The sequence below is a fragment of the Microbacterium aurantiacum genome (genome assembly GCF_021654035.1).
GTDB lineage: Bacteria > Actinomycetota > Actinomycetes > Actinomycetales > Microbacteriaceae > Microbacterium > Microbacterium aurantiacum.
The window spans coordinates 433,388-448,011 of sequence record NZ_JAJPDW010000002.1 but is presented as its reverse complement, the minus strand read 5'-3'; the positions used below and the strand labels follow the sequence as shown (position 1 = coordinate 448,011).

General features: G+C 63.1%; 13 protein-coding genes. All 13 read left to right on the top strand.

Annotated features, from left to right (window positions below; translation table 11 throughout):
- Window positions 1–158 precede the first annotated feature (158 nt).
- The 13 genes from LTL01_RS07570 to LTL01_RS07515 all read left to right on the top strand — a co-directional run bounded on the left by LTL01_RS07570 (window position 159) and on the right by LTL01_RS07515 (window position 14,617).
- Entirely contained in the window at window positions 159–1,712 is a 1,554-nt protein-coding gene (locus tag LTL01_RS07570) for a tyrosine-protein kinase domain-containing protein (RefSeq protein ID WP_236968194.1), read from the top strand.
- A gap of 9 nt (window positions 1,713–1,721) precedes the next feature.
- Entirely contained in the window at window positions 1,722–2,618 is an 897-nt protein-coding gene (locus LTL01_RS07565; protein ID WP_236968050.1) for a hypothetical protein, read from the top strand.
- A 128-nt stretch (window positions 2,619–2,746) separates the two neighbouring features.
- Entirely contained in the window at window positions 2,747–4,300 is a 1,554-nt protein-coding gene (locus LTL01_RS07560) for a sugar transferase (RefSeq protein ID WP_272877886.1), read from the top strand.
- 150 nt (window positions 4,301–4,450) lie between these two features.
- The gene (locus tag LTL01_RS07555; protein ID WP_236968048.1) at window positions 4,451–5,224 is read left to right on the top strand and encodes a glycosyltransferase; all 774 of its coding nucleotides are present in this window, start codon (window positions 4,451–4,453) and stop codon (window positions 5,222–5,224) included.
- Between the two features lie 25 nt (window positions 5,225–5,249).
- Entirely contained in the window at window positions 5,250–6,209 is a 960-nt protein-coding gene (locus LTL01_RS07550) for an NAD-dependent epimerase/dehydratase family protein (RefSeq protein ID WP_236968047.1), read from the top strand.
- Window positions 6,173–7,309, top strand: coding sequence for a glycosyltransferase (locus LTL01_RS07545; RefSeq protein ID WP_236968046.1), 1,137 nt, complete (start codon window positions 6,173–6,175; stop codon window positions 7,307–7,309). The genes LTL01_RS07550 and LTL01_RS07545 overlap by 37 nt, the downstream gene beginning before the upstream one ends.
- Window positions 7,306–7,791 carry a serine acetyltransferase gene (locus LTL01_RS14935; RefSeq protein ID WP_372461314.1) on the top strand — a complete coding sequence of 162 codons (486 nt, stop codon included), beginning with the start codon at window positions 7,306–7,308 and terminating at the stop codon, window positions 7,789–7,791. The genes LTL01_RS07545 and LTL01_RS14935 overlap by 4 nt, the downstream gene beginning before the upstream one ends.
- Complete coding sequence (locus tag LTL01_RS07540; protein WP_236968045.1) at window positions 7,788–8,867, top strand: hypothetical protein; 1,080 nt, start codon at window positions 7,788–7,790, stop codon at window positions 8,865–8,867. Before LTL01_RS14935 ends, LTL01_RS07540 begins: the two co-directional genes overlap by 4 nt.
- 89 nt (window positions 8,868–8,956) lie before the next feature.
- Window positions 8,957–10,285, top strand: a complete 1,329-nt coding sequence (locus LTL01_RS07535) for a hypothetical protein (RefSeq protein WP_236968044.1) — start codon at window positions 8,957–8,959, stop codon at window positions 10,283–10,285.
- A complete protein-coding gene (rfbA, locus tag LTL01_RS07530) occupies window positions 10,282–11,151 on the top strand; it encodes a glucose-1-phosphate thymidylyltransferase RfbA (protein ID WP_236968043.1) in 870 nt (289 codons plus the stop codon). Before LTL01_RS07535 ends, rfbA begins: the two co-directional genes overlap by 4 nt.
- Window positions 11,151–12,149, top strand: a complete 999-nt coding sequence (gene rfbB, locus LTL01_RS07525) for a dTDP-glucose 4,6-dehydratase (protein ID WP_236968042.1) — start codon at window positions 11,151–11,153, stop codon at window positions 12,147–12,149. The genes rfbA and rfbB overlap by 1 nt, the downstream gene beginning before the upstream one ends.
- Entirely contained in the window at window positions 12,149–13,591 is a 1,443-nt protein-coding gene (locus LTL01_RS07520; protein WP_236968041.1) for a sugar nucleotide-binding protein, read from the top strand. The genes rfbB and LTL01_RS07520 overlap by 1 nt, the downstream gene beginning before the upstream one ends.
- Window positions 13,592–13,705: 114 nt before the next feature.
- Window positions 13,706–14,617, top strand: coding sequence for a cation diffusion facilitator family transporter (locus LTL01_RS07515; RefSeq protein ID WP_236968040.1), 912 nt, complete (start codon window positions 13,706–13,708; stop codon window positions 14,615–14,617).
- Window positions 14,618–14,624 lie beyond the last annotated feature (7 nt).

The window sequence follows — 14,624 nt, the reverse complement described above, 5'->3', positions numbered from 1 at the left end:
CCGCACCCACGCCGCGCACCGACGTGACAGCCACTGCAACCTCCCCCACCCACCCCCGTTTCCTCCGACGCCATATAAGCGACTCCTGAGCGAAACATGAGCTGTGAGAAGATGTCCCGACTGGGGCTGTGACCACAGACGCAACACGAGAGGTGGGCATGGAGCTCACGGATTACATCCGCATCCTGCGCAAGAACTGGCTGATCATCGTCTTGGCGACCGTTCTCGGCGTCGGCGCAGCAGCCGGTTATTCGCTCACCCGCACCCCGATGTACGAGGCGCAGAGCACTGTCTTCGTGTCGTCGCAGGCCGGCAACACGATTCAGGATCTGCAGCAGGGGTCGAGCTTCACGCAGGCCCGCGTGACGACGTACACGAACCTCGTCTCGACGCCGATCGTGATGAACCCGGTCATCGCCGAGCTCGATCTCGGAGTCACCGCCGACCAGCTCGCCGGCATGGTCTCGGCCAACAGCCCGCTGAACACGACGCTCATCGCGATCACGGTCGAGAACGCCGACCCGATCCTCGCGGCGAACATCGCCAACGCGATGGCGGCGAGCCTCACCTCCGCGGTCGAGGCGATCGAGACGCCGAACGGCACCGACACGAGCCCCGTCCGCCTCACGCGGGTGAAGGACGCGATCCCGCCGCTCAGCCCCTCGAGCCCGAACGTTCCGCTGAACATCGCCCTCGGCGCCCTCGTGGGTCTCGCCCTCGGCGTCGGTGTCGCCGTGCTCCGCGCGGTGCTCGACACCAAGGTCCGTTCGCCCCGCGACGTCGAGCTCGTCACCGACCGCCCGATGATCGGCGCGATCGCGTACGACCCGAAGGCCAAGGAGCGCCCGCTCATCGTGCACGCCGACCCGCTCAGCCCGCGGGCCGAGTCGTTCCGCGCGCTCCGCACGAACCTCCAGTTCCTCGACATGGGCGGCCGCGCGTCGTTCGTCGTCACCTCCAGCCTCCCCAGCGAAGGCAAGTCGACGACCGCGATCAACCTCGCGATCGCCCTGGCGGATGCTGGCAAGCGCGTCGCCCTGCTCGACACCGATCTCCGCAAGCCCAAGGTCGCCGAGTACCTCGGTATCGAGGGTGGCGCGGGCCTCACCGACGTGCTGATCGGCCGCACCCGCGTGGGCGATGTCATGCTCCCGTGGGGTCAGCGGAGCCTCTTCGTGCTCCCCGCCGGCAAGATCCCGCCGAACCCGAGCGAGCTGCTCGGCTCGCCGCAGATGCACACGTTGCTCGAGGTGCTCGAGCGCGACTTCGACGTCGTCATCTGCGACGCTCCTCCGCTTCTCCCCGTGACGGATGCCGCGATCCTCGCCAAGGCGACCAGCGGCGCGATCGTCGTCGTGTCGTCCGGGCGCCCGACCCGTCACCAGCTCGGCGGCGCGATCGACGCGCTCGAGACGGTCGACGCGAAGGTCGCGGGCCTGGTCATGTCGATGGTCCCCACCCGCGGTCCTGACTCGTACGCCTACGGGTACGGATACGGATACGGCTACATGCAGGAGCCGGCGAAGAAGGCTAAGGCAGCCAAGGCGCCGAAGCCCGCGAAGGGCCCCAAGCAGGCCCGCCGCGGCCAGCGCGCCGCCGACCCGGTGCAGAACGACGCCGCCATGGCCGCGCAGCTCGGCTTCGGCGACACTCCCCCGCAGATGACGGATGCCGCACCGCCCACGCCGGCGTTCCGCTCCGACCGTCCCTGACCCGAGGACATGGGCGCCACCTCGAGGTCTGGCTCAGCGCGATGGCTTGCCATCGCGCTGACCGGCGTCCTCGCGGTCGGCGTCGGCGTGCTCGCGGTGGCGGCATACCAGCACGCGAACCCTGACCTCTCGGATCTCGCGGCCGAGCCCGCGCCGACGTTCGACCTCGGGGTCGAGACGGCCGAGCCGACGCCCGAGGTGACGCAGACCGCCGAGGCGATCGCGCGTTCGGAGGAGCGCTTCTTCGCGATCGGTGAGGGCGCCTGGTGGCGCGCGACCGCCGGATCGTGCGGCACCACCGAGCCGCTCCTCGAGCGCTCGACGGATGCCGGGGCCAGCTGGACCGACGTCACCCCGCGCTACCGGAACATCGGTCAGATCGCGAGCCTCGATCCGCTCGCCGGCACCGAGGCCGAGATGGTGAGCTCGATGGGTGAGGCGTGCGAGACGCAGGCGCTCCGCACCTACACGCAGGGCACCTACTGGGATTCGTACCCCGACGTCCTCCCCGCGATCCGCTACATCGACCCGCTCGACCCCGCCGTCGTCCACATCGGCGGCGGCCAGACGACCGACGCCCCGTGCGCTAATCCGGTCGGTCTGCGCGCAAGCGGCGACGTCGTCGCGCTGATCTGTGACGGCACTCCGCACCGCTGGATCGACGGATCCTGGCAGCCGGTCGAGGTCGCGGGGGCGACCGCGCTTGCGGCCACTCCTCCGTCGCTCCTCGTTGCCCACACGGATGCCGCGTGCCCCGGTCTCGCGATCACCGAGGTCGCCGACACCACGGCGCTCGTCGGGTGCCTCCCCGAGGCCGACCCGGCGGCGCCGCTCGCGATCACACGCGATGGCGAAGCCATACGCGCCTGGTCGGGCGACGCCGTGAGTGAGGTCGCAGCACCGTGAACGAGCCGGGGGGCATCGACGAAGTGAACAGTGGGGAACGTCGCGTAACCGACGCCGTCACGCAACAGAGCGGTAACAGCGCTCGTAGTAACCTGCACGAAGGCTGGGCGCCAGAGAGGCAGGTGGAGTTGACGTCAGACACACGCGTCGCCGAAGCAACGACCGCTTCGAGCAACACGAGCGAAAAATCGACTCCCGCACCGGGCCCCACCCCGACGAATCTCGGTGCGCCCGCGCGCGGAGACACCGCGGGATGGCGCCGCACGTACAGCCGGATTCTCTGGTTCAGCGACCTATTCGTCCTGATCTGGGCCGTGTACGGTTCGCAACTGCTGTGGTTCGGCTTCGGCAACGTCGAGGTCGCGATCCGCGCCGACTCTCGCATCACCGAGTTCTCCTATTGGCTCTTCTCCGGCGGCCTCGTCGTCGCGTGGATGTGGGTGCTCGCCCTCGTTGACTCGCGCAGCCATCGAACCGTCGGAACCGGAAACGCGGAATACGTTCGCGTCGTCGATTCGAGCCTCCGACTCTTCGGAGCGATCGCGATCATTGCGTTTCTCACACGAGTGGATGTCGCCCGCGGATATCTGCTGATCGCGCTCCCCCTCGGAGTCCTGGCGCTGCTCATCACACGTTGGCTATGGCGCCAGTGGCTGATCGCGCAGCGCATGCGCGGCAACTACTCCGCCCGCATGATCCTTGTAGGCTCGGTCGACTCCGTCGCGCAGGTCGCGCGTGAACTCCAACGCGCGCCTCGCGCCGGGTACACCGTGGTAGGCGCTTGCACGCCGAGCGGTACAGTCGGCGATGTCGTCCCCGGCACGTCCATCCCCATGATGGGAAGCGTCAACGCCGTCGAGCGCGCGATGGAGCTAACAGGCGCAGACACCGTCGCCGTAACGAGCACGGACGAGCTGCCGCCCGACAAGGTCAAGCAAATTTCATGGGGCTTGCAGCCCGGACAGCAGCACCTCGTGCTTGCGCCCAGCATCACTGATATCGCAGGCCCGCGGCTTCATACGCGGCCGGTAGCTGGCCTCCCGCTTATTCACGTCGAGACACCCCGGTTTACGCTTGGCCAGAAGTTCGTCAAGCGATCCTTCGACCTTGTCGCAGCGGCAGCATTCATCCTCGTGCTATCTCCCATCCTGATCGCTGTGGCTGCCGCGGTGGCGAGCTCGAGCCAAGGCCCTCTCCTCTACAGACAGCAGCGGATAGGCCTCTATGGAAAGCCCTTCTTCATGCTCAAGTTCCGCTCAATGCGAGTTGGTGCGGACAAGGAGCTGAAGGCACTCCTCGAAGCACAGGGAACGAGCGAGGAACCGCTCTTTAAGGTGAGGAACGATCCGCGGATCACCCCTGTCGGGAGATTCATTCGCAAGTACTCCCTGGACGAACTCCCTCAGTTGTTCAACGTACTCGGGGGCACCATGAGTCTGGTTGGTCCCCGACCCCAGATTGCAGCTGAGGTCGCACTCTATACGGACGCGGCAAGACGAAGACTGCTGACCCGCCCCGGTTTGACCGGACTGTGGCAAGTCAGCGGCCGCTCGACACTCAACTGGGAGGATGCCGTTCGCCTCGACCTGTACTACGTCGAGAACTGGAGCCTCTTTGGAGATCTCGCAATCCTTGCAAAAACAGCACGAGCCGTCATCGCCCCAGGGGATAGCGCGCACTGAGTGAAGCACTCGGGGTGGCACGCCCCACCGAAGCCTGACCTCCGCTTGTCGAATATCAACCCGAAGGAACAAACATGCCTAGCTTTCTCGCCAAACACTGGGCAGGGCTCCATCGTGAATGACCTTTCACCCCGTTGGACGTTCATCACAGTGAGCTACAACAGTTCCGCAGCGATCAGGAATCACTGGTCAGACATAAAACTGCCCCAGTGGGTTGAATGGATCGTTGTAGACAACGCTTCGACCGACGATTCGGTGGACGCAGCACGTCGCCTGGGCGCAAAGTGTATAGCGCTTCCGAAAAACCTCGGCTTCTCCGCCGCAAACAACATCGGCTTCAACTCAAGTGCAGGTCAGTATGTCGCGTTCCTGAATCCTGACGTCTCACCCAATATCGAGTCGCTAGGGGCGATTGAGAAGTTCATAGACGCGCATCCTCGCTCACTTGTCGCTCCTCAGCTCCTCAACTCCGATGGGACCCTGCAGCCGAACGGGAGAGGCTTACCATACCTTGCCCACAAGGTAATGCATCGTCTTCAGCCCGAGGCGCTGGACGGCACATACAGGATGTTCGCTGAGGACTCAGCTACCGTCAAGGTTGACTGGCTGATCGGCGCAGTCGTTATGGGCTTGCGCCAACATCTTGACTCTATTGGCCCATGGGACAGCCGCTTCTTTGTGTACTACGAAGATTCAGATTTGGGGCTTCGAAACGCCCTGGTCGGTGGCGATTCTTTCGTATTGGGCAACCATCGTTGGGAACACGGGTGGGCTCGGGACACCAAAGGCTTTAGAATGCGACCCTGGATTCTCGAGATACGGTCGATGATTCGCTTCTACGCGCGGTATCCGAGGCTTGCCTTTCCGCCGTCCCGAAAACCTGCAAAGATGTCATTCACACCCCGCGACCAAACCGAATCCTAGAAAAACGAAAAGGCGAAGAAATCAGATGAAGGCACTTGTTACAGGGGCAGCCGGCTTTGTGGGCAGCACCCTCTCTGAGCGACTCATTGCACAAGGCTGGGAAGTCGTCGGGGTAGACGCATTTAGCGACTATTACGCTCCTGCGCTGAAGAGGGAGAATCTTCGCAATCTCGCCCGCAACCCTCGATTCACGCTTGTCGAGGCGGATCTGATGGAGGTCGACCTCACACCGCTGCTCGCATCTACAAATGTGATTTTTCATCAAGCGGGACAACCCGGAGTTAGGAAGTCATGGGGCACCGACTTCGCGCAGTACACTCGCGCGAACATCCAGGTGACACAGAAGCTTCTTGAGGCAGCGAAAGCTAGCCCTAATCTCCAACGGTTCGTCTATGCATCCTCGTCTTCCGTATACGGGGACGCCGAGAGCTACCCAACGAGCGAGTCCCTACGTCCCGCACCCATGAGCCCGTACGGCGTGACCAAGCTCGCGGCCGAACATTTGTGCACCCTCTACGCCAAGAACTACGACGTACCGACCACGTCACTCAGATACTTCACTGTTTACGGCCCTCGTCAGCGCCCGGATATGGCGTTTACCCGATTCCTCCACGCTGCAAATACGGGTGGCACCATATCGATCTATGGTGACGGAGAGCAGATACGCGATTTCACCTACATCGACGATATTGTGGAGGCAAACGTGCGGGCGGCAACCATGCCCACCCCGAACGGCGCCGTGATGAACGTTTGTGGCGGCAGCAGTGTCTCCGTCAACCAGGTGCTGCAAACTATCGAGCAGATAACTCAGCGTAGTCTCAATGTGGAGTACCACGATACTGTCCCAGGTGATGTACGACGAACTGGCGGCGACAATTCATTGATCGCCAATCTTCTCGAATGGAGCCCTGAAACCTCTGTGGCCGCGGGCCTTGCGCATCAGTGGGAATGGGTTCGAGCCTCGTCCACGACGGGTCGAATTTGATGCCAACGGTCACGTTTGCGCTGCGCGGCGACGCAATAACAAAGCCGGGTGGCGACAGCACAAAGGTCGCACGCTATGCAGAAGCTCTGCGGTCGCGAGGCTGGGATAGTAACACCGTCACATCAAGTCACGAACTCCGTGACTCCCGCGCCGATATTGTTCATATCGTCAACCTGGACCTCCCCCTCGAGAATCTTGCCTACACGCGAGAAGCGAAGCGGTCAGGCAGCCCCGTCGTGCTGTCCTCAATAAGGCATCCGGTCGACGGAGTCCGCTCCATGTATGACCACGGTGCGGATCGCATGTACAGGCGGACTCGGCTGGCTAAAGTGCCCTTTAATCGCGCGGTCGCACTTCGTGAACAGCTAAAGCTCGCTAAACGTGGCAACCTCCGCGCCGCGCTCACGACTCACGGATTTCATCAGGCGCAGGCCAACCTCTTGACGACCGTCGACGCGGTTCTTCCAATGGCCGAGGGTGAAAGATCGGCGCTCGAGAGAGACTTCTCGTTGCCCAAATTCACCTACGTAGTCCGCAACGGGCAGTCGTTCACCGTCGCGACTGAATCGACATTAGGGTCCCCGGACGCAACATTCGACCTAGTAGCCGTGGGCAGAGTAGAGCCTCGAAAGAACACCCTGGAGCTCGCTCGCGCCGCGGACGCCGCCAAAATGAGCATCCTGATCCTCGGGGCGGTAAACCCGCTCCATACCGAGTACGTGAGCGAGTTTCATCAGCTCGCGGAAAGGTCAAAGTATGTGACATACGCGGGTAGAGTGGATCACTCGGAGCTTCCCCACCAAATGCGGCGTGCCCGCGTGTATGTGAACGCGGCCTGGTTCGAGGTGGTCTCCCAAGCGGACGTCGAGGCCGCTTCACTGGGCATGCCGATCGTAACCACGATGCACAGCTACATCGAGGACGCCTTGGGGAACGGTGTCGCGCGATTGGATCCGCGAGAGGTCGCTCTAGCCAGGGGCGACGCACTTCGGGACATTGTCGACACGGCACGTTTGGCTCCAATGCCGAAACGACGCGATTGGGACCTGTGCGGTGACGACCTCGTCACCGCCTACTCGTCGGTTCTGGAGCAACGATGAAGAGAATCATGGCGCATTGGTCCGAGGACGCCGCTTTCCACTATTCACCGAGAACAGCGCCGCGTTCCGTCCTCCGCCGAATAGCTAACCCTTCCCTCGCAGCCGCACTATTGTTCAGGGTTGCGGCGAGTGAACGCCCGCTCACCCGCTTTCTGGCGAGGTGGCTTCTTCTCACCACGTTCTCGTGCGATGTTTCGCCGGGCGCTCGATTCGCGGGCCCGATTGATTTGCCCCATCCCGTCGGTATTGTGATCGGAAAGGGCGCATCGTTCGGCTCGAGAGTTCGCCTGTTTCAAAACGTGACCGTCGGCTCGAGCCGGCGCGGTGAGTATCCAAGTCTGGGTGACGATGTAACGGTCTACTCCAACGCCGTCATAGCGGGGCGCGTGACGATAAGTGATCATGCCGTGATTGGCGCCAATGCAACTGTAACGAGAGACGTCTCCGCCCAGGTGGTCGTCCGGGCGGCTCAAACACGGTGAAGCTCTTAGGTTCCTCTGGCCTCGCCGCCACAAGCTGGGCGTTGCTCTCTCTCTCAGTGCTGCTTCCGCCGTTTTTCGGAGTGGATCCCCGGACCACGATCATGATCGCGGCAACAATCGTCGGTATACAATCTGCGCAGTCTACGGTCGTGCAGGTAGCCCCTCGAAACCAGAACTCGCGGTACTGGCTATGGGCCTGGCATTTAGGCGCCATCGCAGTTGCTTGCACAGCGATTATTGTGGAGGGCGAGTTTCTCTCCGCAGGCGTAGCAACAGTATCCGGCGCACTCTTGGGGATACCGCTCGGCATGCAATCGCTCGCCGTCCTGGACGACAAGGGTGGCACGGCGTATCAGCGCTTCCAGGCCTCTCGATCATCCGCGATTCTAGCTGGCGCTCTTGCCTGCACGTGGCTCGCCCAGGCGGAGCTCACAGAGCTGAGCGCGATCGCTCTCGCGGTGGTGATCAGCATCTACTCTGCCGCTTCTTCTCTACTGCCCCGCCGGGCCAGAAGCGTCCACGCTCCCAACTACCCACCTGGGAAAGCGGTTTGGGTTGTAGTTGGGCTCTGCGCAGCATTGTTCTACCGTAATGACACGACCTGGCTTCGCGCTTCACTTGCATCGACGGAAGACTTCCTAGTCTGGAACGCAGGCTTAGTTGCGTACACCGCGGTTCAAGGAATTGTGGGATTCATTGTCATCCAGAAACTCCTCTCAAAACGTCGAGACGCGAAACAGTGGTTCTTCGGGGTCGCCACGCGCTATCGCGGTCGGATCGTGATCCTGTTCTTTGCGTTGTGTATCGCAAGCATCGCCCTCGCGGCAGCACTACCCGCCGCCGCCGCCATAGTGATCGCGGCAGGGCTGGCGGTCGCGGTTGGCCTACTGTCCGGGGCTGTCCACGCGATGGGGCTGAACTGGGCGCCATACCTCGCTGGGACGTTGGGCGTGGTGTCGCTTCTTGCACTTCTTACTCTCGGCACATCGCCGCAGATAGCACTGGTGGTCGAGAATGTCCTGATCGCCGGATTGTTGGTGGCCGCCTTTGTGACGGCGAGACCTCGATGCAACTAAGCGCTCTGATTCTGATTCTACTTCTGCTTGCAGGACTCACGCAGGTAATCTCATGGGCCCTCCGGCGTCTTCTCGCTCGCAGTCTCATAATGGCCGTCTTCCTCGTGTGTTATCCTGCAGATCTCCTCGCAGTCGCCATTTCTGACGAGGTTTATCTAACCCCCACGATCTACTGGTCCGCTAGAACGTCGGAAACGGACTTCGTCTACGCAACCCTCACCATCCTTCTCGCCTGGGTCACGGCAACTTGCGTTCTCGCCCTGTTTCCACCTCCCTTACGCCCAGGCAATCCGCTACTTGCCCTGCGATCCGGCCGCACCCTTGTTATCGTTGGACTCGCCGCTGTGCTCGGTGGCGTTGTTTTCTCTCGCGTCCTTGCCGTCGGTATCGATGCTGCTCTCGCATTGAGGCAATCGGTTTTTGGCGATGACGCGGTCACACTAATTGCATATTTCGCACTTCCGGTCCTCGTGCCCTTCGCGGTCGCTTCTTTTCCCGCAGCGCGCCTAGTGCCGAGAGTCGTGCTTAGCTTTGCTATAACAGCCGCATTGCTCGCTACGTTTCTCACGGGGAGCCGCTCTGGCCTATTTCTCAGCGCCTTGTTGCCTGCTGGCATCGTGCTCTGGCGGCTTGTCGGCCGCCGCGCTTCGGCGGTGGGCAGAGACATCCTCCGCCTGACTCTAATCGTTACGACTGGAACTCTCGTTGCATTTGGGGGCGCCTGGTATCTCTCGGAGTTTCGAGGAGTGTCAACCTCGGAGGGTTTCTTTCGAAGCACGGATGTTTCGCAGGCAGATGTGCTTATTGCGCTGATTGCAGAGGGTGAAGCGCCCGCTATGGGTTCGACCTACCTGGCCGGCATCACTACTCTTATCCCTCGCTCACTTTGGCCCGAAAAGCCTCTGCCGGGAAACGTGGTCTCCAGCGTCATTCTTACGCCAGACCGATATCAATTGACCGGCGCCGAGACCACCGCAGGTCTCCTCGGTGAGGCCTTCATAAACTTCGGTTTCACCGGAGGAATAATTGGCGGACTAATCCTGGCGACGCTCCTCATCATCCTGGAGCGATTGCTCGCTAGCGAAGACCTCGCTGTCTGGGCACTTGGAGTGCTCTTGACGCTGAGGTTCGTCAATGTCGTCCGCGGAGATCTCGCGAACATCGCCGCACCATCGCTAATCGCGGTGGCCGTGTGGTTACTCGTCTATGGAGGCCGGAAGACGGCTAGCTTTAGATCACGAGTTGAGCGTCAATCCTCGCCACGATCTCCTGTCCAGGCTGACCGCTACACACCTGAGGTCGGTTCAGCCGCGCACGCCGATGGACGCAGTTGGAGTCAACGAGGTGAGAGCAGGTTCAAGATGCCGGATGTCAGCGTCGTGCGACGACCGCCGGATGCAGGGAGGACGTCATTGTGAAGGGCATCATTTTGGCCGGCGGGTCTGGGACGCGTTTGCATCCGATCACGTTGGGTGTGTCGAAGCAGTTGATTCCGGTGTTCGACAAGCCGATGGTGTACTACCCGTTGTCGACGTTGATGTTGGCGGGTGTGCGGGAGATTCTGATCATCACGACTCCGCATGATGCGCCGTTCTTTCAGCGTCTTCTTGGGGATGGGTCGCAGTTCGGGATTGAGTTGTCGTTCGCGGTGCAGGAGTCTCCGGACGGGTTGGCGCAGGCGTTCACGATCGGTGCGGACTTCATCGGGGATGACAAGGTCGCCCTGGTCCTCGGCGACAACCTCCTCTACGGTCCTGGCCTGGGCTCGCAGTTGAAGCGGTATGCGGACGTGGACGGTGGTGCGGTGTTCGCGTACTGGGTCGCGGAGCCCTCTGCGTACGGGGTGGTGGAGTTCGATGATGCCGGTCGGGCGGTGTCGTTGGAGGAGAAACCCGCGAACCCGAAAAGCAACTACGCGGTGCCGGGCCTGTATTTCTACGACAACGACGTGGTCGAGATCGCCCGGAATCTGCAGCCGTCGGCGCGGGGTGAGTATGAGATCACGGATGTAAACGCGGAGTATCTGCGGCGCGGGAAGCTGCAGGTGGAAGTCCTCCCCCGCGGCACCGCCTGGTTGGACACGGGCACGTTTGATCAGATGACGGACGCGGCGGACTATGTCCGCACGATCCAACGCCGCACGGGGCTGTCGATCGGGGTGCCCGAGGAAGTCGCATGGCGGCAGGGGTTCCTCACGGACGCGGAGTTGCGGGAGCGGGCGGAGAAGCTGGTGAAGTCCGGGTACGGGACGTACCTGTTGGAGACCCTGGAAAGAGGCCGCTGATGGCACGTCTGCTTGTGACCGGTGGGGCCGGGTTCATCGGATCGAACTTCGTCCACCACGTCCTCGACCACACCGACCACCAGGTGGTGGTGTTGGACAAACTCACCTACGCCGGAAACCTCGCCTCCCTCGACGGGTTGCCTGCGGGCCGGTTCCGGTTCGTCCAGGGTGACATCGCTGATGCCGGCGTGGTGGATGATCTCGTGGGTGGGGTGGATGCGGTGGTGCATTACGCCGCGGAGTCTCACAACGACAATTCCTTGCATGATCCGCGTCCGTTCTTGGACACCAACATCATCGGCACCTACACGCTCCTGGAAGCCGTCCGTCGGCACGAGAAGCGGTTCCACCACATCTCCACCGACGAGGTTTACGGCGACCTGGAACTCGATGACCCGGCCCGGTTCACCGAAACCACCCCCTACAACCCCTCCTCCCCTTATTCGTCCACGAAGGCCGGGTCGGATCTGTTGGTGCGGGCGTGGGTGCGGTCGTTCGGGGTGCAGGCCACGATCAGCAACTGCTCGAACAATTACGGGCCGTATCAGCATGTGGAGAAGTTCATTCCGCGGCAGATCACGAACGTGATCCGTGGGATCCGCCCCAAGCTCTACGGGGCCGGGGAGAACGTGCGCGACTGGATCCACGCGGACGATCACTCCTCCGCCGTCCTCACCATCCTCGATCGGGGTGTGATCGGGGAGACGTATCTGATCGGGGCGGATGGGGAGAAGAACAACAAGGACGTCGTGGAACTGATCCTCACGCTCATGGGTCAGCCCGCGGACGCGTATGACCATGTCACTGATCGGGCAGGTCACGACCTGCGGTACGCGATCGATTCCACCAAACTCCGCACCGACCTCGGCTGGGCACCCCAGTACTCCGACTTCGAAGCGGGGCTCGCTGCGACCATCGACTGGTATCGGCACAACGAAGCGTGGTGGGCACCCACCAAAGACGGTGTGGAAGCGTTCTACGCCAGCAAAGGCCAGTGATGACGCAGTTCGGTAAAGCCCTGACGGTCACCCCCACCCCGATCCCGGGGCTGGTGGTGGTGGATCTTCCCGTGCACGGGGATGCGCGGGGGTGGTTCAAGGAGAACTGGCAGCGGGAGAAGATGACCGCGGCGGGGGTGGACCTGCCCGATTTCGGTCCGGTGCAGAACAACATCTCCTTCAACGACGCCGCCGGCACCACCCGGGGGATCCACGCCGAACCCTGGGACAAATACGTCTCCGTCGCCACCGGCAGGATCTTCGGCGCCTGGGTGGACCTTCGTGAGGGCCCGACGTTCGGGGCGGTGTTCACCACGGAACTTGACCCGTCGAAAGCGATCTTCGTGCCCCGAGGGGTGGGGAACTCCTACCAAACCCTCGAACCGGACACCGCGTACACCTACCTCGTCAACGACCACTGGTCCCCCACCGCGACCTACACGTTCCTGAACCTCGCCGACGAGACCGCCGGGATCGACTGGCCGATCCCGCTGGACCAGGTGGAGATCAGCGAGAAAGACAAGAACCACCCGCGCCTGGCGGACGTGGTCCCGATGGCGGGGAAGAAGACCCTCATCACCGGCGCGAACGGGCAGCTCGGACGCGCCCTCCGAAACCTCTACGGCGACTCCCCGCAGGTCGAATACACCACCCGCGACACCCTTGACCTGACCTCCCCCACCCTCGCGACCGACCGGCGGTGGCGGGACTACGACACCATCATCAACGCCGCCGCCTACACCGCCGTCGACACCGCCGAAACACCCACCGGCCGCACCACCGCGTGGGCCAGCAACGTCACCGCGACCGCAGCGCTCGCCCGGATCGCCACCGACAACGGCATCACCCTCGTCCACGTCTCCAGCGACTACGTCTACGACGGCACCCACACCGGCGAATACACAGAGGAGGCCCCGGTCAGTCCTCTCAGTGTGTACGGGCAAACCAAAGCCGCCGCCGACACGATCGTTGCCACCGTCCCCCGCCACTACATCATCCGCACCAGCTGGGTCATCGGCGACGGCAACAACTTCGTCCGCACCATGGCATCCCTCGCCGAACGCGGCATCAACCCCACCGTCGTCAACGACCAGACCGGACGCCTCACCTTCACCACCGACCTCGCCCAAGGCATCCACCACCTCCTCACCGCCTCGGCGGCCTACGGCATCTACAACCTCACCGGCACCGGCCAACCCACCACCTGGTACGACATCGCCCGACACGTCTACCAACACACCGGACACAACCCCGACCGCGTCACCCCCGTCACCACCGAGCAGTACTACGCCAACACCACCGGACCCATCGCACCCCGACCCCACAACAGCCTCCTCAACACCGACAAGCTGATCGCAACAGGGTTCACGCCGGGCGACGCGGTGGAGAGTCTTCGCGGGCATCTCGGCGCCGACATGAAAGCAGAGGGCATCCGCGCCTGAGCGGCGAGGCTCATCGGGCGCGACGTATCGCGAGGGGCCCCGTCGCCGCTCCGGCATCCGTCATCGCGTCGGATGGGGTACCCGTCATCAATCGGGTGTAGAAGAGGAACCACCATGGGTGCAGGACACAGCCACGCCGCCGGGGACGCGACGCCCCGGAAGAAGCTCGTGATCGCTTTCTCCATCACCGCATCCGTGTTCGTGATCGAAGTCATCGGCGCGATCATCACCGGCAGCCTCGCCCTGCTCGTCGACGCCGCCCACATGCTCACCGACGTGATCGGCCTGGCAATGGCGGTCACGGCCGCCCACCTGATGAACCGGCCGCCGTCGGAGAGGTACACGTTCGGGCTTCGGCGTGCGGAAGTGCTCGCGGCCCTCGCTCAGGCCGCGCTGCTGCTCGGCGTGGGACTCTTCGCGCTGGTCGAGGGCATCCGTCGCCTGTTCGAGCCGCCCGAGATCGCGTCCGGCAGCCTGCTGTTCTTCGGCATCATCGGCCTGGTCGCCAACATCGCCGCGCTCCTCGTTCTGATGAGCGACCGCGCACGGAACCTGAACATGCGGGCCGCGTTCCTCGAAGTCCTCAACGATGCACTCGGCTCGGTCGGGGTCATCGCCAGCGCCATCCTGATCGCCACCCTCGGCTGGTACCGAGCCGACGCGGTCGCCGGCATCCTGATCGCCCTGCTCATCATTCCGCGCACGATCATCCTGTTCCGCGCGTCCGGCAGCGTCCTGCTGGAAGCCACCCCACCCGGTCTCGACCTCGCGGACGTGCGCCGCCACATCCTCGAGCTCCCCCACGTCGTCGCCGTGCACGACCTGCACGCCACCCTCGTCTCAACCGACCTGCCGATCCTGACCGCGCACGTCGTCGTCGACGACACCCTTGCGCCGGAGGAGTCGGCGAGGTTGCTGCGGAGGCTTCAGGAATGCGTCGCCGAACACTTCCCGGTGAGCATCGAGCACGCGACGTTCCAGTTGGAGACGGAATCGCACGGTGGGGAGGGGGCGGCGCACTCGTGAGGGGGTG